22 protein-coding genes are annotated in these 20,496 nt (G+C 67.6%); 16 read left to right on the forward strand and 6 right to left on the reverse strand.

The window, feature by feature from the left end:
• Positions 1–45: 45 nt before the first annotated feature.
• Positions 46–1,338: a M28 family metallopeptidase gene (locus MT490_RS03900; protein ID WP_297384442.1), complete on the reverse strand. Its 1,293-nt coding sequence runs from the start codon at positions 1,336–1,338 to the stop codon at positions 46–48.
• Between the two features lie 146 nt (positions 1,339–1,484).
• Positions 1,485–1,940 (reverse strand): universal stress protein, encoded by a 456-nt coding sequence (locus MT490_RS03905; protein ID WP_297384444.1) that lies wholly within the window; start codon positions 1,938–1,940, stop codon positions 1,485–1,487.
• Between the two features lie 145 nt (positions 1,941–2,085).
• Between MT490_RS03905 and MT490_RS03910 the strand changes: the two genes are divergently transcribed.
• From MT490_RS03910 to rpsI, 15 genes are all read left to right on the forward strand, one after another.
• The gene (locus tag MT490_RS03910; protein WP_297384446.1) at positions 2,086–3,378 is read left to right on the forward strand and encodes a pyruvate dehydrogenase complex dihydrolipoamide acetyltransferase; all 1,293 of its coding nucleotides are present in this window, start codon (positions 2,086–2,088) and stop codon (positions 3,376–3,378) included.
• Between the two features lie 16 nt (positions 3,379–3,394).
• On the forward strand, positions 3,395–3,622 hold the full coding sequence (locus MT490_RS03915; RefSeq protein ID WP_297384448.1) for a hypothetical protein: 228 nt from the start codon (positions 3,395–3,397) through the stop codon (positions 3,620–3,622).
• On the forward strand, positions 3,615–4,016 hold the full coding sequence (locus tag MT490_RS03920; RefSeq protein WP_297384450.1) for an acyl-CoA thioesterase: 402 nt from the start codon (positions 3,615–3,617) through the stop codon (positions 4,014–4,016). The genes MT490_RS03915 and MT490_RS03920 overlap by 8 nt, the downstream gene beginning before the upstream one ends.
• A gap of 52 nt (positions 4,017–4,068) precedes the next feature.
• Positions 4,069–5,469 (forward strand): dihydrolipoyl dehydrogenase, encoded by a 1,401-nt coding sequence (gene lpdA, locus MT490_RS03925; RefSeq protein ID WP_297384452.1) that lies wholly within the window; start codon positions 4,069–4,071, stop codon positions 5,467–5,469.
• Positions 5,470–5,544: 75 nt separating this feature from the next.
• On the forward strand, positions 5,545–5,931 hold the full coding sequence (locus MT490_RS03930) for a hypothetical protein (protein ID WP_297384454.1): 387 nt from the start codon (positions 5,545–5,547) through the stop codon (positions 5,929–5,931).
• Positions 5,932–6,043: 112 nt separating this feature from the next.
• Positions 6,044–6,721, forward strand: a complete 678-nt coding sequence (locus MT490_RS03935; RefSeq protein WP_297384456.1) for an alpha/beta hydrolase — start codon at positions 6,044–6,046, stop codon at positions 6,719–6,721.
• Positions 6,722–6,970: 249 nt separating this feature from the next.
• Positions 6,971–7,357 (forward strand): MerC domain-containing protein, encoded by a 387-nt coding sequence (locus MT490_RS03940; protein ID WP_297384457.1) that lies wholly within the window; start codon positions 6,971–6,973, stop codon positions 7,355–7,357.
• A 50-nt stretch (positions 7,358–7,407) separates the two neighbouring features.
• Positions 7,408–7,869 (forward strand): transcriptional repressor, encoded by a 462-nt coding sequence (locus MT490_RS03945; protein ID WP_297384459.1) that lies wholly within the window; start codon positions 7,408–7,410, stop codon positions 7,867–7,869.
• Positions 7,870–7,998: 129 nt separating this feature from the next.
• A complete protein-coding gene (gene dxs / locus MT490_RS03950) occupies positions 7,999–9,924 on the forward strand; it encodes a 1-deoxy-D-xylulose-5-phosphate synthase (protein ID WP_297384461.1) in 1,926 nt (641 codons plus the stop codon).
• Between the two features lie 88 nt (positions 9,925–10,012).
• Positions 10,013–11,704: a glycosyl hydrolase family 28-related protein gene (locus tag MT490_RS03955; RefSeq protein WP_297384463.1), complete on the forward strand. Its 1,692-nt coding sequence runs from the start codon at positions 10,013–10,015 to the stop codon at positions 11,702–11,704.
• 142 nt (positions 11,705–11,846) lie between these two features.
• On the forward strand, positions 11,847–12,863 hold the full coding sequence (locus MT490_RS03960) for a COX15/CtaA family protein (protein WP_297384464.1): 1,017 nt from the start codon (positions 11,847–11,849) through the stop codon (positions 12,861–12,863).
• Entirely contained in the window at positions 12,860–13,174 is a 315-nt protein-coding gene (gene cutA, locus MT490_RS03965) for a divalent-cation tolerance protein CutA (protein ID WP_297384466.1), read from the forward strand. The genes MT490_RS03960 and cutA overlap by 4 nt, the downstream gene beginning before the upstream one ends.
• On the forward strand, positions 13,174–14,022 hold the full coding sequence (locus tag MT490_RS03970) for a hypothetical protein (protein WP_297384468.1): 849 nt from the start codon (positions 13,174–13,176) through the stop codon (positions 14,020–14,022). The genes cutA and MT490_RS03970 overlap by 1 nt, the downstream gene beginning before the upstream one ends.
• 136 nt (positions 14,023–14,158) lie before the next feature.
• Positions 14,159–14,638 (forward strand): 50S ribosomal protein L13, encoded by a 480-nt coding sequence (gene rplM, locus MT490_RS03975; protein ID WP_297384469.1) that lies wholly within the window; start codon positions 14,159–14,161, stop codon positions 14,636–14,638.
• Positions 14,638–15,177, forward strand: coding sequence for a 30S ribosomal protein S9 (rpsI, locus tag MT490_RS03980; RefSeq protein ID WP_297384471.1), 540 nt, complete (start codon positions 14,638–14,640; stop codon positions 15,175–15,177). The genes rplM and rpsI overlap by 1 nt, the downstream gene beginning before the upstream one ends.
• On the opposite strand, the gene MT490_RS03985 is transcribed toward rpsI, so the two are convergent.
• From MT490_RS03985 to MT490_RS04000, 4 genes are all read right to left on the reverse strand, one after another.
• Positions 15,174–15,677 carry a hypothetical protein gene (locus tag MT490_RS03985; RefSeq protein WP_297384474.1) on the reverse strand — a complete coding sequence of 168 codons (504 nt, stop codon included), beginning with the start codon at positions 15,675–15,677 and terminating at the stop codon, positions 15,174–15,176. The genes rpsI and MT490_RS03985 overlap by 4 nt on opposite strands.
• Entirely contained in the window at positions 15,674–17,302 is a 1,629-nt protein-coding gene (locus MT490_RS03990) for an SDR family oxidoreductase (protein WP_297384476.1), read from the reverse strand. Before MT490_RS03990 ends, MT490_RS03985 begins: the two co-directional genes overlap by 4 nt.
• Positions 17,299–17,985, reverse strand: coding sequence for a DUF4166 domain-containing protein (locus MT490_RS03995; protein ID WP_297384478.1), 687 nt, complete (start codon positions 17,983–17,985; stop codon positions 17,299–17,301). The genes MT490_RS03990 and MT490_RS03995 overlap by 4 nt, the downstream gene beginning before the upstream one ends.
• 63 nt (positions 17,986–18,048) lie before the next feature.
• Positions 18,049–18,588 carry a MarR family transcriptional regulator gene (locus MT490_RS04000; RefSeq protein ID WP_297384480.1) on the reverse strand — a complete coding sequence of 180 codons (540 nt, stop codon included), beginning with the start codon at positions 18,586–18,588 and terminating at the stop codon, positions 18,049–18,051.
• A gap of 274 nt (positions 18,589–18,862) precedes the next feature.
• On the opposite strand from MT490_RS04000, the gene MT490_RS04005 reads away from it, so the two are divergent.
• Positions 18,863–20,491, forward strand: a complete 1,629-nt coding sequence (locus MT490_RS04005; protein WP_297384483.1) for a DUF1800 family protein — start codon at positions 18,863–18,865, stop codon at positions 20,489–20,491.
• Positions 20,492–20,496 lie beyond the last annotated feature (5 nt).

Below are 20,496 nucleotides of genomic sequence, written 5' to 3' on the forward strand. Positions count from 1 at the left end.
CCCCTCGCCCCTCCCTTGCAGGGAGGGGAATTCAAGTAGCGCCATCTACCGCCGCCGCCCGCCGAAGGTCACCAAACTCTCCGAGCCATCCGCGCCCAATGCCGATACGCCAACGAAATTGTCGTCGACGATCACGCCCTTGAGCGTCGCCTGGTTGGCCTTGACGTCGACATGATGCTGCCAGTCCTGCGCGTCGGCGCGGCGCCAGTGGACGCGGTAGCCCAGCGCGCCCGGCACCGCCTCCCACTCGACCGACGTATCGGTCGCCAGCGCGCCGCCGATCGTCACGCGCGCGGGCGCGGCCGGCGCCTTGGCGAGCCGCCGGATCGTCGCGACGTTGATCGCGGTCACTTTGGCGAGATAGGCGAAGTCCATCCGGTCCACCGTGTCGCCATAGGCCCGGCCCGCCTCCGTGCGCAGGTCCTGGTGCTGCGCGTCGTAATTCTCGACGCCCACGGTGAAGCGCACCGCCGGATAGCCGAGCTTGAGGAAGGGCGTATGATCGCCGCCGCGTCCGAACCGGTCCGGGCGCCGCACCAGCACCACGTCGAGCCCCCTGGGCAGCCCGCCCGCCACGCCGTCCACCGCCTTGGCGAGCGCTCGCGAAAGCCCGTCGTCCTCGCCCCCGTCGCCGCGCCGCGCGAGCTGCTCGTCGAGCGACTCGACCTGCCTTATCCCTTCCGAGAACAGCCGCACCCGGTCCGCGACGCGCGTCCCGCCCTGGCCGATCGTGTTGCCGACGATGTCGTTGTTGAGCACCGCGCTGACCGTCCAGCCGCGCTCCTTCGCGGTCTCGGCGAGCAACTGCCCGCCGAACAGCCCCTGCTCCTCGCCCGATAGCGCGGCATAGACGATCGTCGCGTCGAACTTCTCCTTCGACAGGATGCGCGCCGCCTCGAGCACCAGCGCCACGCCCGAGGCATCGTCGTTGGCGCCGGGCGCATCCGAAGTCGCGTCCATCGGATCGGTCACGCGGCTGTCGATATGGCCCATCACGATGACGACGCGCTTGGGATCCCTGCCCGGCTGGAAGCCGAGCACGTCGACCACCTCGACGCCCTTGGGCGCGCGATCGTTGCTGAAGGTCCGCGCGAGATTCGCCACTTCGATACAGTCTCCGCACCCCTCGCCGATCCGCGCCAGCGCGGTCGCGAACCAGCGCCGCGCCGCACCGATGCCGCGGGTGGGATGATCGGGATCGGAAAGCGTGTGGCGGGTACCGAAGCTCACGAGCTTCTCGACATCGGCCCTGAGCCGCACGGGATCGGGCTGGGTCTGGGCGGTCGCGGGTGTGGCGAAAGCGATCAGGGCGAGCGGAGCGAAGGCAGAGACGCGCATTGATGGAAGCCCTTCTTATCGTCACCCCGGCCTTGGGCCGGGGTCCACCGGGCGGCAAGCACCGGACAAGAGGTTCGAAGACTTTTGTATGCGGCACCGTGGACCCCGGCCCAAGGCCGGGGTGACGTGTGAATATACTCGGCCCCTCAACTCAACCGATCGATCGCCGCCACGTCCAGCGAGCCCGGGATGATCATCACCGGCACGCTGAGCGACCCCGCATCCGCGCCGGTGAAATGCGTCACCAGCGTTCCCGGCGGACCGCTCGCCGCGGCGCCCAGCACCAGGGCGGCGATGTCGCCGTTCGCCCCGATCATCTCGCGCACCACCTTGGCGCCGTCGCCCTCGCGCACGGTGATCGAGGGCTTGAGCCCCGATTCGGTGAGCAGGGTCCCCGCCGCGCGCGTCACCAGCGCCTCGACGCGCTGGCGCGCTTCCTCCTCGATCGTCGCCATCACGCCGCCCCATTGGACGAACTCCTGCTTGGGGAGGAGCGCGAGGATCTCGACGCTGCCGCCGGTCTTCACGGCGCGCCGGGCGGCGAAGCGCAATGCGATCTCCGATTCCGGCGTTTCGTCGATCACGACCAGATAGGTGCGCATGGATGCATTCCCCGTTCCACGCGTTGACTGCCCGCTCATTCTGCGCCGCGCAAGCCCAAGGTCTTGCCCCCAACCCCTTGACCGGCGCCGTAGCGGCGGCAAAGGGGGGACGAGCCACCCCCCAGGGACAACGACGGGAACCTCCATGTCGATCGAAATCAAGATGCCTGCGCTTTCCCCCACGATGGAGGAGGGCACCCTCGCCAAATGGCTGGTGAAGGAAGGCGACACGGTGAAGTCGGGCGACCTCCTCGCCGAGATCGAGACCGACAAGGCGACGATGGAGTTCGAAGCCGTCGACGAGGGCACGATCGGCAAGATCCTCGTCGCCGAGGGCACCGACAATGTGAAGGTGGGCACGGTGATCGCAGTGATCGCCGGCGAAGGCGAGGACGTCTCCGCCGCGGCCGCGCCCGCGCCGACTCCGGCCCCCGCGGCGAAGGCCGAGGCCGCACCCGCGCCGGCTCCCACGCCCGCTCCCGCCCCTGCGCCCGCCAAGGCGAACGGCGCCGCCCCGTCCGGCAGCCGCGTCAAGGCAAGCCCGCTGGCCAAGCGCATCGCCGCCGAGAAGGGCCTCGATCTGGCCAGCCTGACCGGCTCGGGCCCGAACGGCCGCATCGTCAAGGCCGACCTCGAAGGCGCCAAGCCCGGCGCCGCGCCTGCCGCCCAACCTGCCGCAGCTCCCGCGACCGCTCCGGCACCAGCCGCCGCACCCGCCGAGCACAAGCCGGTCTGGTACGACGAGAGCATCCCGCACGAGGAAGAGAAGCTCTCCAACATCCGCAAGACGATCGCGCGCCGCCTCACCGAGTCGAAGCAGACGATCCCGCACATCTACCTGACCGTCGACATCCGCCTCGACGCGCTGCTCAAGCTCCGCTCGGAGCTCAACAAGGCGCTCGAGCCGCGCGGGGTGAAGCTCTCGGTCAACGACCTGCTGATCAAGGCGCTCGGCGTCGCGCTGATCCAGACGCCCAAATGCAACGTCACCTACACCGGCGACAAGTTGATCAAGTACAGCCGCGCCGACGTCTCAGTCGCGGTGTCGACCCCCACCGGCCTGATCACCCCGATCATCCGCGACGCGGCGGGGATCAGCGTCTCGGCGATCTCGACCCAGATGAAGGACCTCGCGGGGCGCGCCAAGGAAGGCAAGCTCCAGCCGCAGGAATATCAGGGCGGCACCGCGTCGCTCTCGAACATGGGCATGTTCGGGATCAAGCAGTTCGAGGCGGTGATCAATCCGCCGCAGGGCATGATCATGGCGATCGGCGCGGGCGAGAAGCGGCCCTATGTGATCGACGACGCGCTCCAGGTCGCCACCGTGATGTCGGCAACCGGCAGCTTCGATCACCGCGCGATCGACGGGGCCGACGGCGCCGAGCTGATGAAGGTCTTCAAGGAACTGGTCGAAGCCCCGATGGGCATGATCGCCTGACAAGGAGGCCGCGGCGATGCGCGTCCTGATCGAAGTCGCGTTCCTGATGAGCGGCCTCATCGCCGCCTATGTGATCGCATGGCTGGCGGCCTGGTCCTATCCGCGCGCCACCGACGACATCTGGCTGGTCGCCTATGTCGCGATGGCGGCGGTGGTGCTGATGGGCATCGGCCCGATGCGCAACGCCCTGGCGGCCGATCGCGCCAAGCTCAACCGTTCGGGGAACCAGACCAACCATGACTGAGTCGAAGCCGCCGGCGGCGCAGCCCGCGATCCGCGTGACCACCATGCCCGCCGACGCCAATCCCTATGGCGACATCTTCGGCGGCTGGCTGATGAGCCAGATGGACATGGCCGCGGGGCTCGTCGCCTCGCGCCACGCCCGCGGTCGCGCGGTGACGATCGCGGTCGAGGGGATGAAGTTCCACGCCCCCGTCGCGGTCGGCGACGAGGTTTCGGTCTATGCCGATCTGGTCAAGGTCGGCCGCACTTCGATGACGATCGACGTCGCCGCCTGGCGCCGCGCGCGCCATGCCGAGGAAAGCTGCCTCGTCACCCAGGCGCAGTTCGTCTTCGTCGCGATCGACGAGCACCGCCAGCCGCGCCCCGTGGCGCCGCCGGCTGGACCTGCGTCCTGAACATCCTATCTCGCCAACGAACCAAGCCCAACGAACCAGCAAGGCGCACCAAATGGCTGAATCCTACGACCTCATCGTCCTCGGCTCGGGACCCGGCGGCTATGTCGCCGCGATCCGCGGCGCGCAGCTCGGCCTCAAGGTGGCCATCGTCGAGCGCGAATTGCTCGGCGGCATCTGCCTCAACTGGGGGTGCATCCCCACCAAGGCGCTGCTCCGCTCGGCCGAGATCTTCCACTATATGCAGCACGCCAAGGATTACGGCCTCGCCGCGGAGAAGATCAGCGCGGACATCGAGGCGGTGGTCAAACGCTCGCGCGGCGTCGCCAAGCAGCTCAATCAGGGCGTCACGCACCTGATGAAGAAGAACAAGATCGCGGTGCATTTCGGCGAGGGCAGGCTCACCGGCAAGGGCAAGCTCGCGGTCACCGACAAGGACGGCAAGAAGACCGATCTCGAGGCCAAGAACATCATCCTCGCGACCGGTGCGCGCGCCCGCGATCTTCCCAATCTTCCCGCCGACGGCAAGCGGGTGTGGACCTATCGCCACGCAATGACCCCGCCCGAGATGCCGACCAAGCTCCTGGTCATCGGCTCGGGCGCGATCGGGATCGAATTTGCTAGCTTTTACAACGACATGGGCGCCGAGGTGACCGTGGTCGAGATGCTCGACCGCATCGTCCCCGTCGAGGATGCCGACGTCTCGGCCTTCCTGGAGAAGGCCCTGAAGAAGCAGGGCATGAACATCCTCACAAGCGCGAAGATCGAGAAGATCGAAGCCGGCGCTACGGCCGTGAAGGCGACGATCACCGCCAAGGACGGCAAGGCGGTGAGCGGCGAGTACAGCCATGTCATCGTCGCGATCGGCATCGTGCCCAACACCGAGAATATCGGCCTCAAGGAGCTCGGCGTCGCGATGGACGACCGCGGCTTCCTGAAGACCGATCCGGCCTGCAAGACCAATGTGGACGGCCTCTACGCGATCGGCGACATCACCGCGCCGCCCTGGCTCGCGCACAAGGCCAGCCACGAGGGCGTGATCGCCGCCGAGGCGATCGCCGGCAAGCATCCGCACGCCATGGATCCGCGCAACATCCCGGGCTGCACCTATTGCCACCCGCAGATCGCGTCGGTCGGCCTCACCGAGGCCAAGGCGAAGGAAGCCGGCTACGAAGTGAAGGTCGGCAACTTCCCCTTCATCGGCAACGGCAAGGCGATCGCGCTCGGCGAGGCCGAAGGCTTCGTGAAGACCGTGTTCGACGCGAAGACCGGCGAACTGCTCGGCGCGCACATGATCGGCGCCGAGGTCACCGAGCTGATCCAGGGCTATACGATCGGCAAGACGCTCGAGACCACCGAGGCCGAGCTGATGGAGACGGTCTTCCCGCACCCGACGCTGAGCGAGATGATGCACGAGAGCGTGCTCGGCGCCTATGGACGCGCGCTCCACATCTGAGGCGACGCGCGTTCAGCCTTTCTTGGTGAATTTCGGGTAAAGCCGAGCCTTCATCCATTGCGGGGTAGGTTGAACATGCGATCGGTGAAGTTGGCGATCGGCATCGCCTTCGCGCTTATGCCGCTCGTCTATTGTGGGGCGCTCTTCTTCTACTTCCTCGACACCGCCGGCTCGGTGCAGGATGCGGTCGGCATCGGGCTCGGCCCGACCCTGTTCGGGGTGGGCGCGATCGGCGTGCTCTTCTGCGTGCCCGTGGCCTGGAAGATCCTCCGCGCCCTGCACACGCCCCGCGTGCGCGCGACGAACCCCGAAGCGCCCGCGCCGGACGACTCGTCGTTCGACGCCGATGCGGCACTGGCCCGCTATCTCGCGCGCAAATCCGCCGAAGCCGAGGGCGACGCAGTGTCGCCGCGCACCGGCCCCGCGGCCCCGCGTCCGGGCTTCGGCCGGAAGGGCATCTGATCGCGCGCACCGATCGCCGCAACAATGCTGCGATCCGGCGCAAGGCTTATTGCCCACTAAACTAGTAGGATATATATCGGCGTTCCGGCCTCCCCTCCATTGGAGCGGAACAATGTCCATTTTCTCACCACTCGACGACAGTTCGCCGATCATCCTCACCGTCCCCGGGCTCGGCGGCTCGGGGCCCTCGCACTGGCAGACCCTGTGGGAGCAATCGCGCCCCGACACGCACCGAGTCGAGCTCGGCATGTGGGATACGCCGCATCGCAACACCTGGGTCACCAAGCTCGACCAGGCGATTCGCAATGCCCAAGCACCGGTGGTGCTCGCCGCGCACAGCCTGGGCTGCCTCGCCGTGGCCTGGTGGGCCGAGCTTTCGGGGCAGCCCTTCGGCTGGCCGGTAGCCGGCGCATTGCTGGTCGCCCCGGCCGATGTCGACCGCCAAGACGTGCGCCCCGAGCTCGCGGCCTTCCAGCCCACCCCGACCAAACCCCTGCCCTTCCCCTCGATCGTGGTGGCGAGCAGCGACGATCCCTGGGTGGCGCCCGAAAAGGCGTGCGCGCTCGCCGGCGCCTGGGGCAGCTTCTATGTCGACGCCGGCCCGCAGGGGCATCTCAACGCCGCCAGCGGGATCGGCTGGTGGGAGGAAGGCCAGACGCTGCTCGACCGCGTGCTCGACGCCGCGTCGGATCGCACCGGCAAGGTACGCTCGGCCAGTGACGCGCGCACTTTGCTCGCGATCAGCGCAACCGAAGCGGCGCAGGCGCATTATTATGGCGAGCGCGCATGATCGCGACTCCGATTGACCTACGGAAAGTCCGCACCGGCGCAGCCGGGGTGGAAAACGCACCGCGACTTACTACATAGTCAGGTAGCGGGCGTGGCCGGGTGACGTGCCCTAGAGCGTCACTCGGCCTACGTCCCAATCGCCGGGCCGCCGGCCCGCTTCCCCCTCCACTCGCGATCGGCCGGCAATGCGGCAAACAACTCGCCGCATGATATGTTGTACCTTTACCTGTTCGGGTCTATATGCCCGTCCATGCCGGTGAGTCTCCCGCTATCCCGCTATTGGGGCGGTATCGACGCACGCTTCGATCGCATCGCGATCGGGCTCAGCGGCCTGTGCCTCGTGCACTGCGTCGCGACCACGGTGCTGCTGACGATCCTCTCCTCGGCGGGCGCTTTGCTCCACCCGGCGATCCACGAGATCGGCCTCACCCTGGCGATCGGCTTCGGCATCATCGCGCTCGGCAAGGGCGTGCTCTCGCACGGCTACATGGCCCCGGCTTTGGTCGGCGCCTTCGGGATCGGCATCATGGCGGGCGCGCTGTCGCTCCCGCATGGCGGCTTCGAGATCTTCTGGACGCTGATCGGCGTGAGCCTCGTCGCGCTCGGCCACGACCTCAACCGCCGCGCGACTTACTGAGCCAGCCGAGCCAGCTTGCCGCGGGGCCCCCGGCTCCCTAAATTCACGCCATGCACGCGCACGATCATCACGAGCATCACGGCAGCGATCTGACGCGCGCCGCGCAGACCACGCTCGAGAAATCGGGCGAGCAATGGACGGCGATGCGCGAGCGCGTGTTCGAGGCGCTGGCCGGGTTCGACAAGCCCGCCTCGGCCTATGACATCGCCGAGGCCGTCTCCAAGGCGGAGGGGCGCCGCGTCGCCGCCAACAGCGTCTATCGCATCCTCGACCTGTTCGTCGGTTCGAACCTCGCCCGCCGAGTCGAGAGCGCCAACGCCTATGTCGCGAACGCGCATCCGGACTGCCTGCACGACTGCATCTTCCTCGTCTGCGACAGCTGCGGCCAGACCACGCACATCGACGACGATTCGATCACCAAGACGGTGCGCACCGCGGCCAAGAGCGCGGGCTTCTCGCCCGTCCGGCCGGTGATCGAGGTGCGCGGCAAGTGTTCCGACTGCGAAGACTGACCGCCGCTCAGCCAAATCTCATCTTTCGCTCATGACAGGCCGGGGCCGCCGCGGGCAAGGGGCGGGCGGCGTGTGCAACGTGGCACGCTAGCAATCGACACCGCCAAGGTGCTGGAGTAAGTGCCCATAATGGCTGATCTTCCGAATACGCCGCTGCTCGACACCGTCGACACGCCCCACGACCTCCGCAAGCTCAAGCCCGCCGATCTCCGCCAGCTTGCCGACGAGCTGCGCGCCGAGACGATCAGCGCGGTGGGCAGCACGGGCGGCCATCTCGGCTCGGGACTCGGCGTGGTCGAGCTCACCACTGCGATCCATTATGTGTTCGACACTCCACGCGATCGCCTGATCTGGGACGTCGGGCACCAATGCTATCCGCACAAGATCCTCACCGGGCGCCGCGACCGCATCCGCACGCTGCGTATGGGCGGCGGCCTTTCGGGTTTCACCAAGCGCAGCGAGAGCGAATACGATCCGTTCGGCGCGGCGCACTCGTCGACGTCGATCTCGGCCGCGATCGGCTTCGCGATCGCCAACAAGCTCAAGGACCAGCCCGGCAAGGGGATCGCCGTGATCGGCGACGGCGCGATGAGCGCGGGCATGGCCTATGAGGCGATGAACAACGCCGCGGCCGCGGGCAACCGGCTGGTGGTGATCCTCAACGACAACGACATGTCGATCGCGCCGCCGGTGGGCGGGCTCTCGGCCTATCTCGCGCGGACGGTTTCCTCGTCCAACTATCTGGGCCTCCGGAGCTTCGCCAAGCGCGCGATCCGCCGCATCTCGAAGCGTGTCCACAACGCCGCCGAAAAGGCCGAGGAATTCGCCCGCGGCCTCGCGACCGGCGGCACGCTCTTCGAGGAACTGGGCTTCTATTATGTCGGCCCGATCGACGGCCACAATCTCGACCATCTGATCCCGGTGCTCGAGAATGTCCGCGACAGCGAGCATGGCCCGATCCTCGTCCATGTCGTCACCAAGAAGGGCAAGGGCTATGCCCCGGCCGAGGCCTCGGCGGACAAATATCACGGCGTCCAGAAGTTCGACGTGATCACCGGCGCGCAGGCGAAGGCGCCGCCGGGCCCGCCCGCCTATCAGAACGTCTTCGCCGACCAGCTGATCAAGGACGCGGAAAGCGATCCGCGGATCGTCGCGATCACCGCGGCGATGCCGTCGGGCACCGGGCTCGATCGCTTCGGCAAGGCGTTCCCGGACCGCACCTTCGACGTCGGCATCGCCGAGCAGCACGCCGTCACCTTCGCCGCCGGCCTCGCCGCGCAGGGCATGCGGCCGTTCTGCGCGATCTATTCGACCTTCCTCCAGCGCGCCTACGACCAGGTCGTCCACGACGTGGCGATCCAGAACCTGCCCGTTCGCTTCGCGATCGATCGCGCCGGGCTCGTCGGCGCCGACGGCGCGACGCATGCCGGCAGCTTCGACATCGCCTATCTCGCGACGCTTCCCAATTTTATCGTGATGGCCGCCGCCGACGAGGCCGAGCTAGTGCATATGACGCACACCGCGGCGCTCCACGACGACGGCCCGATCGCGGTGCGCTATCCGCGCGGGAACGGGGTGGGCGTCGCACTTCCCGCGGTTCCGCAGCGGCTCGAGATCGGCAAGGGCCGCATCGTGCGCGAGGGCAAGACCGTGGCGATCCTGTCGCTGGGAACAAGGCTGGCGGAGGCGCTCAAGGCGGCCGACATGCTCGAGGCCAAGGGGCTCTCGACCAGCGTGGCGGACCTGCGCTTCGCCAAGCCGCTCGACGAGGAGCTGATCCGCAAGCTGCTCACCACGCACGAAGTGGCCGTGACGGTCGAGGAAGGCGCGGTCGGCGGCCTCGGCGCGCATGTCCTGACCATGGCGAGCGACCAGGGGCTGATCGACGCGGGCCTCAAGCTGCGCACGATGCGCCTGCCCGACGTCTTCCAGGACCAGGACAAGCCCGAGCTCCAATATGCCGAGGCAGGCCTCAACGCCGAGCATATCGTGGACACGGTGCTGAAGGCGCTCAGGTACAACGAAGCCGTCGTCACCGACGGGGCGCGTGCCTAGGCTCCGATCGGCCTGCAGCGCGCTTGCAATGTAGGATTTTGAATGTTCTCCGTTCGTTCTCTTCAATGAGAAACGATGGAGAACAGGAATGGCGTTTGTAGATCAGGCAGACCTTGCCTCGACGGCTCCCGGCAAGGGTGCCGACATGGTGGGATTCCAGCAGCTTGGAACCGGTGCCAGCGCACGCACCGTCAGCGACAAACTACGCGAGGCTGTCAGCATCAGGGATTTCGGTGCGGTGGGCGACGGCGTCACCAACGACACACCGGCGTTGCTAGCCGCACTCGCGGTTTCGAACAGCATCTACTTCCCGGAAGGGGAATATGCCCTGGGCGCATCCAACTCCTCCGGGGCTCGGATCACCTCGGGCACTGGCTATTATTTCTACGGCGAGGGCGAACGCAGCGTCATTCGGCGCGCGGGTTACAATCCGGACTCGTGCTGCCTCATGTTCGACAGCGGGAGCGCCACAGCCTGGATCGAAGGCATCACCTTCAAGGACCTCAAGTTCCTCGGCGATGTAGCGACGCTCCATCACGAGGAGATATTCGGCCACTTGCTGGTTCTCCATGGCGTGAAGCGGGTCCGGTTGGATTCCTGCTATTTCGAGGGGCCGCGCTCCGACGCAGTTCTGATCGGTTCGGGCCCGGGGGGTGGAACAGAGCGGCATAATTTCGACGTCACCGTCACCAATTGCGTCTTCGACGGTGTCGTGCACGGGACCGATGGCGGGCGCAACGCGATCAGCTTCATCGACATCGACGGCGCAAGCATCACCGGGTGTACGTTCCGCCGGTGGTCGAAGAACAACATGCCTGGAAGCCTGTGCTTCGAACCGGACGAATCCTTCGGCATCATTCGCAACGTCACGATCAGCGACAATCATTTCACGGAATGCAGCGGCAATCGGGGCCATATCGCCTTGAGCGTGGACAACATTCCCAACGACAATTGGGGAAACATCGTCATCTCGAGCAACGTCATTTCCGACAACAATGCCGTCTGCATCTATAGCAATCCGACGCTCGGCGGGACCGGCAACGGCCTTGTCGTCGCGAACAACATGATGCGCGGCTGCGAATATGGCCTACTCAAACCCAGCGGTTCTCTCGCCGGCCTAATCTTCTCGGACAACATCATCGTCTCGATGGCGAGCGGCACGGGGCGCATCCTGCTCGGCAACGGTTCCGCCACGACATGGACCGTGCGCGACGTGCAGATCAGCGGCAACCAGATCAACTGCAACGTCGCCGCCCCCCTAGTGATCACGGACAATGGCGAGAATGTCGTTGTCAAGGGCAATATCGTGCGCGGGTCGACCCAGGCACATATGATCCTCGGCATCGCCGGAACGGCGACGACCAACTACATCATCCGCGACAATATCCTGCTTGGAACGCCGTCCAACGGTCTGTGCCAGCATGACGCGGGCACGCACAACGCCGTGTCGAACATGTGGCTCGACAATTGGTCACCGCCGGGGCTTTCGCACGGCTTCCGCGCGGTCAAGACGGACTTTGCAGGCAACGTGTACAACCACGTCGGGGCGGATGAAGCCACCGCGCCGGGCAGCCTTCCCTCGGGCAACTCGTCGGTGCGTCTGAAGAACCGGACGATCAACGGGGCCAACCAGACCGGGATCCTCTATTCTCACCGATTGAGCACCGAAGCGATCACCTCGGTATGGCAGGAGTTCGTCCCCGACTACGCCGCCGGCCACGTCTTCGATCGCATCGTGCGCAAGGCCGTCAGCGCCTCGACCTGGGGTGCGTGGGGCTAGTCACCCGCAAAGCATCCACCGGGATGAGATCCTTGCGCTAAACTAGCGCTCGGCAACAAATTGTCCGGCGGTCGACGCTGCGAAGCGCGATCGCCGGACTCGCCTTTCCCCGGCCGCGGGACTAGACAAACCCGTGCTCCAGATGACCTCCGCCACCACCCGCCCCCGCGCGCTCGCCAATTGGCTGTTCTTCGTGGCGGCACTGATCGTGCTGATGGTCGTCATCGGCGGGATCACCCGCCTCACCGAATCCGGGCTGTCGATCACGCAGTGGAAGCCGATCTCTGGAATCGTCCCGCCGCTCAATGAAGCGCAGTGGCAGGCCGAGTTCGAGAACTACAAGCGCATCCCCGAATATCAGCAGCTCAACCAGGGCATGACGCTCGCCGGGTTCAAGGCGATCTTCTTCTGGGAATATCTCCACCGGCTGCTCGGCCGGCTGATCGGCATCGCCTTCGCGCTGCCTCTGCTTTGGTTCGCGGTGCGCCGCCGGATCCCGCGCGGCTATGGCTGGCGGCTGGTGGCGCTGCTCGCATTGGGCGGGCTGCAGGGCGCGATCGGCTGGTGGATGGTCAAGTCCGGGCTCAGCGTGCGCACCGACGTCAGCCATGTCCGGCTCGCCGTGCACCTGTTGGTCGCCTTGTTCACGCTCGCGGGGGTCGTCTGGACCGCGTTCGACCTGCGCGCGCTTGCCCGCAACCCGCAGGCGCGCCCGGCGCGGCTGACCGGCCTCGCCGCCCTCACCGGCGCGATCCTGTTCGTCCAATTGCTGTTCGGCGCGCTCGTCGCCGGGCTGAACGCGGGACTGGTGACCGACCAGTGGCCGCTGATGAACGGCCGCTTCTTCCCCGGCGCGACGGTCGAGGGCCGGCCCTTCCTCGACGCCCTGTTCAACGATCCGGCGATCGTCCATTTCGTCCATCGCTGGTGGGCCTGGGTCGCGGTCGCCGCCTTGATCGTCCTCGCGCGCACCACGCGCGGCATCGATCGCCGCGCCTCGATCGCGATCCACAGCGCGTTCGGGCTGCAGATCCTGCTCGGCATCGCCACGGTGATGAGCGGGATGGACATCACGCTGGCGGCGCTCCACCAGCTGACCGGCGCGCTGCTCGTCATCGCCACCGCCTGGGGCGCGCACGCCGTCGGCCGGCGCGGATGAGCGACGTCGCGCTCCTCTACGCCACTTTTCCCAGCCGCGGCGATGCCGAGACCATCGCCGAAACCGTCCTCGCCGAGCGCCTCGCCGCCTGCGTGAACATCCTCGCCCCCTGCACCTCGATCTATCGCTGGCAGGGCAAGGTGGAGCGCGGCGAGGAAGTCCCGGCGCTGTTCAAGACCATGCCGCGGCACGCCGGGCCGCTCCGCGCGCGCATCGAGGCGCTGCATCCCTATGACCTGCCTGTGGTCGAGGCCTGGCCGGCCGGCGTGGGCGACAAGGTCGGCGACTGGATCGCCGCGGAGACCGGCTGATGCTGCTCGCCGCCGTCATGCTCCAGGCCGGCATCGCGGCCCCGGCCTTCGCGCCGCCGCTCGGCGCGCCGCTCCGCATCGTCACCGAACGCACCGAGACCTCGCCCGATGTGCGGCAATACAGGCTCGAGCGGCTGGTCCGCTTTGCCCGGGAGGACAAGGGCTATCGCGCCGAGGCCGTGCTGCTCCGCCAGAGTGCCGCAGCGCCCGAGGCCTTGGCCAACCTCGTCGAGCGCGGGCTTGCCGCGCTGGCGGGCCGCACGATCGTGGTGCACCTCGACGACAAGGGCCATGTCCTCGCGGTCGAGGACATGGCTGCTCTGTGGGACCAGGTCTGCCAGGGCGTGGCCCAGGCCGCCGCGAGCCGGCGCAGCCTTCCGCCGGGCGAGGCGGATGCGCTCGCGGCCAAATTGGTCACGCCGCTCCGCGCCCTCCCCGCCGAGCGCCAGCGCGCGCTGCTCGCCACCTTGGTCACCGCGGCGATCATGACCGATCCCTGGGATCCGGTCGGCAGCTCCGCGCCGGTCCGGCTCCCCGGCGTCTCGCCCTTCGGCACGCCGGTAACGCTGGAAGGCACCCGTAGCACCGCCGCAGCGCAGGGTGGCCTTTTCGAGGCGATCAGCCTGGCCTCGGCCACCGTAACGCTTCCCGCCCAGGGCACCGCCCCGGCCCGCGACGGCGCGGTCTCGCTCGAACGCCGCCGCACCTTCGATCCCCGGACCGGCATGCTCGCCGCCGCGATCGACACCGTGCGCAACACCAGCGGCACCGGCTCCACGGCGCGCGAAGTCCTACTGGTGACGAAGGTCCGCATCGAGCCCGCGAGCCCGGACAACTGGCCGCGCTGACCGACAGGTATCATATTACCCGTCAGCAAAGCCCCCGATTTGCTTGACTTTCACGGGCACCTCAGCCAAATGCCCGCCAACCGCGCTGGCCGCAAGGCTGGCGCGCTCGCGTTTCATACTCGAAAGGTCACAGGCCATGAAGGCGCTGATGAAGACCACCAAGTCGGCCAAGCCGCACGAGGTGGAGAAGAAGTGGCATCTCGTCGATGCCGAGGGTCTGGTGGTCGGTCGCGCGGCGACGATCATCGCCAACGTCCTGCGCGGCAAGCACAAGACCAGCTTCACCCCGCACGTCGATTGCGGCGACAATGTCGTCGTCATCAACGCCGACAAGATCCGCTTCACCGGCAAGAAGCTGGGGCAGAAGGTCTATTACAAGCACACCGGCTATGCCGGCGGCATCAAGGAAATCACCGCGGCCAAGGTGCTCGAGGGTCGTTTCCCGGAGCGCGTGCTCGAAAAGGCCGTTGAGCGCATGATCCCGCGCGGTCCGCTCGGTCGCCAGCAGATGCGCAACCTGCGCATCTTCGCCGGCTCGGAGCATCCGCACGCCGCGCAGAACCCCGAAGTCCTCGACATCGCGTCGATGAACCGCAAGAACAAGGTGGGCGCATAATGTCCGACAACCGCCAGTCCCTCTCCGATCTCGGCGCCATCGCCGCCGGTGAAGCGCCCGCGGGCGTTCCGGCCAGCGCCGACGAGTATCTGAACGCCCCCGCCGCGCCGGCAGTGTCGAACACGCCGCTCCGCGCGCAGGAGATCGACAAGTACGGCCGCGCCTATGCGACCGGCCGCCGCAAGGATGCCGTCGCCCGCGTCTGGCTCAAGCCCGGCACCGGCAAGATCACGATCAACGGCCGCGACCAGGAAGTCTATTTCGCGCGTCCGACGCTGCGTCTCGTCATCAACCAGCCGTTCGGCGTCGCCGAGCGCGAGGGCCAGTATGACGTGGTCTGCACCGTCAAGGGCGGCGGGCTTTCGGGCCAGGCCGGCGCGGTCAAGCACGGCATCAGCCAGGCGCTGACCCGCTTCGAGCCGGTGCTCCGCGCGCCGGTCAAGGCGGCAGGCTTCCTGACCCGCGACAGCCGCACCGTCGAGCGCAAGAAGTACGGCAAGGCCAAGGCCCGCCGCAGCTTCCAGTTCTCGAAGCGCTAAGCATCGGCCTTTCGGCCAGAGACAGAGGGGCGGTCCGGCAACGGGCCGCCCTTTCTCTTTGCTCGCTCGCCAAGGGCGAGAACCGCGTTGAAGACCAGACCGGCCACGGCGCCATAGACACCGGCATAACCGGCGAGCCGGGCGATCTCCCGGATGTCGTCGGCATTCTCGGCAGTGGCGATCGTGAAGCCACCAAATAGCAGCGCAAACGGCGTTGCTCCTATCAAGAACCCCCATATAATCGCGCTTATCCAGCCAACGCGCCAATGCGGTGCAAGCGCCAGATACAAAGGCACGCCCAAAAAAAGCATATGGGCGAACGCAATCGGAAGAGCGAACACGGCGACCAGCAGGAACATGGCGGGATTGAGTGGCAAAGGCGACGCGCCACCCGTGAGCGCCACCGCGACCACTACCGAACCGAGGAGCCCCGATACGAGGGGCGCCAACACGAACGCCCTCCAAAGATAGCGCGGAGACTTGGTATCCGAATCCGTCATGCAAGGGGCTCCAGCCAGCCGGTGTAATCGATGACGCGCCCGATCAGCGGCAGCGCGACCCCGACTTCGAAGCGGAAACGCCCCTCCTCCTCCTCCCACTCGCGCGCCGCGATGCGGGGGCCGAGCACACGCGGCATCGGGATGCCGAAGACCGTCCAGCGCCGCAGCGCCATCCCCAGCCCGGCCCCGTCCGCGGGCAGATCGAATGCGAAGCGCAGCGGACCGAAGCGCTCGGCGACGCCGCTCCCCGCTTGCGAGAGTTCGCTCGCGAAGCGGTGTCCGCCAAAGTCGCGCGTCCATCGCTCCTTGCCGCCCTCTTCCGCGAACATGACGTGGAGCGGATAGTCGCCGCTCGGCGGAAAGCGCATGATGTCGCCGATCAGCCGCGCAAGCGGGTGGCTGCCACGCTTCACGCTCCCCTCGCCCGCCGCGCCGCCATCGCCGTTCAGCTCGTGCATCGCGCGGACCGCCATCGGCAGCGCCTCGAAGCGCGTGCCCATGGCGCGGGCATAGAGCGGGATCACTTCACACTCGCGCGCCTCATGGCCGATCGCGAGCGGCGCTAAGAGCGGCTCGAACTGGTCGAGCGTCAGCAGCCCCGCCGCGTCGCGGGCGCCGGGCGCGATGCGCCCCGCCAGCATCTCCCCGGCGAGGATCGCGGCGGCTAGGGTCGGGATCTCGGGCCCGTCGCCATGGCTGGCGACCAGCGTCCAGCGCCGCTCGACTCGCCCGCCGCGCAAGACGACCGCCATCGCCGAACGATCGCTGCCGATTCGCCGCGTCAGCCGCTGGAGCGGGATCAGCCAGCGCGCCGCGCTCTCGAGCGAACCGATCCACCCCCAGCGCACCGGCCAGCTCGCCAGCCACAGGCTCAGCATCTGGAAGCCCAACTCGGTACCGGCACGAAAGGTCACCGCCGGGCGTCCGGGCAGCATCGCCGGCAGCAGGTCGTGCGCCGGCACATCGGCCAACGCGACCCAGCGGCGCAGCGCCGGCCGCCCGGTCACCGCCAGGCGTACGCGGCGCAGTTCCTGCCAGCCATGCCCCATGCCCCAGCGTCGTCCGCGCCACAGCCGCAGCGGCTTGCCGACATAGCTCAGGATCGCGCGCGCCACCGATGCGCCGCCGACCGCCCGATTGGACGCGCTGATCACGATCTCGACCTGCGCGACGGCCTCCATGCCCTCCGCGAGCTTTCGCGCCACCGCGCCGGACAGCGCAGGCTCGCTCGACGCGCCCGTCACCACCGCCACCCCGGCCGCGCGCGCCGCCTTGTCGAGGCCGCCGATGCCGGTGACGAAATCGCGCGCATCGGCGAGATCGAGATAGGGTATCCGCATCGCGATACAGGCTTCGGGCACCGTATAGCCGCTCGCCTGGAACGGCCCCGCGGCATCGATCACCAGATCCGGCCGGACGCGCGCCATGACCATGCCGATCCCGTTGGTACGATCGGCGACCACCGCCTCGCATCCCCCGAGCCCCGCGCAGAACGCCGCGCCCTTGTCGGCGCTGCGCCCGGCAACGATCACTTCGTGCCCCGCCGCGAGCAATCGTCGCGTGAGTCGCGCGCCGAAGCCGCCATAGCCGCCGATCACCAGGATGCGGCTCATCGGACGCGTCATGCCGCGCCGTCCCGCGGATCGGCGAACACCGCGAGCTGGTGGACCAGCTCGCCCAGCCACGGATGGACGAGATCGAGCGTGAAGGCGAAATGGCCGCGCCCCAGATCGGTATGGCCGACGACGAGGTGGCCGAGCAATGCATTCGGGATGCGCAGCCGCAGCGGACCGGCCCGCACGAAATAGTGATCGCTGACGAAGAGCAGCGCGCCGCCCGCCTCTTCGAGCCGCAGCGCGATGCCCAACCCCAGCCCGAGATACTCCTCGAGCCCCGTCGGCCCGGCGAAACGCTTCGCGCTGTGGATAACCTGTGGAAAACCGTGGCGACGGCCATATTGGCGCGTCCAATATTGGTTCCAGCCGCCCTCGTCCGCCGTCACGCTGACGCTCGCGGCGACGCCGGTATCGGTGCCCAATGGCAGCGGCGCCCCCACCAGCCGCGCGAGCTGCGCGAACAGCCAGCCCGCCCGGCTCATCCGGCATTCGGCGACCTCGCCGACATAAGTGACGCACGCGCCCTCGCCGATCTTGCGCAGGAAGCGCCGGCGCACGGCGGGCGGGAGGAACAGCCAGCGCGCGCCCAGCAAGCGCGCGAACGGGCTTTCGCCCTCCGTCCGCACCGGCGCCACTCGCGGATCCCACGCCGCGTAGCGCTCCAGCCCCGCCGCTTCGACTGCAATCCCCATTGTCAGCTCTTTCTGTAAAGACCGAAATCCACTGGCACGGCGACGCCGCACCCGCCCCTCGCCTCAGCTCTCCTTGGAACGCCCTCCCGGCAGGAAGGACAGCACGCGCTTGCCCATCTTGATCAGCAGCATCAGCCGGTTCGGCGGAATCGCGATCATCTGCTGGTACCAATCGTCGATCGTCACGACGAAGCCGTGCATCGCCTCGATACGCTCGCGCGCGACGCGGCCGATGCGGGGGTCGTCCTTCGCCTCGTCGGCACACACGCGAAGCGCGGCGACCGCGGGATCGATCTCGCGCTCCTTGCGGCCCTGCGCGATCCGCGTGAGCATCTGCATCAGGTCGACCTCGGCCTCATAATGGTCGCGACGCTCGCCCATCACCGGCACGCGCCGGATCAGCTTCCAGCCGAGCAGTTCCTTGAGGCTGTTGGAGGTGTTGCTCCGCGCGATCCGCAGCGTGTCGCTGATCTCCTCCGCATTGAGCGGGCGGTCGCTGAGATAGAGCAAGGCATGGATCTGCGCGACCGAGCGGTTGACGCCCCATTGCCCACCCATCTCGCCCCAGTGCAGCACGAACTGCTGGACGGCGGCGGGGAGCATTGCGCTACTGTCTGCCATTTCTGTCATGACAGAAATATATGTCGAACCAGCGAGGGAGTCAACGCGTCGACAGATCGCGCCCGCGCGCGATCGTGGGGAGCCGCCCAGCATCGCAAGGAGAAGATCTGGATAAAATTTTCTTAGTCATTCCTGCACGTTGCTGGATTGACCCTCTAAATTTATGCATAAGAGTGCAGGTTGCGCGCGCGCAGCGGGGGATCATCCAGTGTTCAGGCCATGCGTATCGGCTGCGCTCGGCGTAGCTTTTCTCTCGGTGCTGTCCGGCTGTGACGGCGGCGGCAGCAGCAGCGGTGGCTCCAGCGGCGGCGTCGTCTCGGTCACGCCCGCACCCACCCCTACTCCGACCTTCACCGAGGGTGACGCCGCGCGGCTCGCCAAGCAGGCAAGCTTCGGCCCGACGCCAGCGCTCGTCGCGCGGATCAAGGAGTTGGGCGCGAATGCCTGGCTCGACGAACAGTTCGCCGCGACCGGAAGCACCTATTCCGACCTTGCCGCGCCGGTGCGCCGAGACTTCTGCACCAGCGGCGACGCGGTCTGCTCGCGCCAGCATTTCTCGCGCGTGCCGGCGGCGATGCGCTTCTATGCCGACGCCGTGATGGCGCCCGACCAGCTGCGCCAGCGCGTCGCCTTCGCACTCGGCCAGATGATCGTCGCCTCCGAGGCCGAAGTGAACGCGGCCGCGGGCATCGCGGCGTTCAACCAGATCTTCCTCGACAACGCCTTCGGCAATTTCCGCGACGTGCTCGCCCGCGTGACGATGCTCGGGTACATGGGCGACTATCTCGACATGGCCGACAGCAACAAGTCGGCACCGTCGGAGAATTATGCCCGCGAGCTGCTTCAGCTCTTTTCGATGGGCCCCGACCAGCTCAACATCGATGGCACGCCCAAGCTCGACGGCACCGGCGCGCGCCAGCCCAACTACACGCCCGACGATATTCGCGGCGTCGCCCGCGCGCTCACCGGCTGGACCTATGCCCGCATCGGCGGCGCCCCGATCACCGACGGCGGCGCGCGCGACTATTCGCAGCCGATGATCGCGGTGCCGGCGCGCTATGACGGCACCGCCAAGTCCTTCCTCGGCACCGATGTCGCCGCCGGCGCGACGCAGGAGGCGAGCGTCGCCGCGGTGATCGACGCGGCGTTCAACAACCCTTCCACCCCGCCCTTCGTGTCGAAGTTCCTGATCGCGCACCTCGTCACGCCCAACCCGACGCCGGCCTATGTCGGCCGGGTCGCGGCGGTGTTCGTGAACAACGGCAGCGGCGTCCGCGGCGACCTCAAGGCCGTGGTCCGCGCGATCCTGACCGATGCCGAGGCCCGCAATGCGCCGGGCGCCGCCGCGGGCAAGGTCAAGGAGCCGATCCTGCTGATGACCGGCCTCGCCCGCGTCATCGGCTTCACCACCGACGGCTATGCCTTCGTCAACCGCGACGGCGCTATGGCCCAGCCGGTGATGCGCGCACCCTCGGTGTTCAACTTCTATCCGCAGGACTTTCCGCTCCCCGGCAGCACCATGCTCAGGAGCCCGGCCTCCAAACTGCTCAACACCTCGACCGTGCTGCGCTGGCACAATTTCGTCTATGACTGGACGGTCGGCGGCGACGCCACCCGCGCCGAATTCTCGGTCAGTTCCGGCCTGCCCGGCTCGTCGCTCACCCAGCCGGTGTGGAGCAATTGGGAAGCACTCGATGTCGACGCGATGGCCACGCGGATCGACCTGCTGATGTTCGCGAACACGCTGACCCAGCCGCAGAAGGACGCGCTCAAGGCCGCCGGCAACGCGATCACCCATGTCGATCCGGCGACCCAGGCCCGCAAGCGCGCCCAGATGATGCTCTACGTCGCGGCCTCGAGCCCGCTCTTCCTGGTCGATCGGTAAGGGGA

This window comes from Sphingomonas sp. (assembly GCF_026460985.1).
In the GTDB taxonomy this organism is placed as follows: domain Bacteria; phylum Pseudomonadota; class Alphaproteobacteria; order Sphingomonadales; family Sphingomonadaceae; genus Sphingomonas.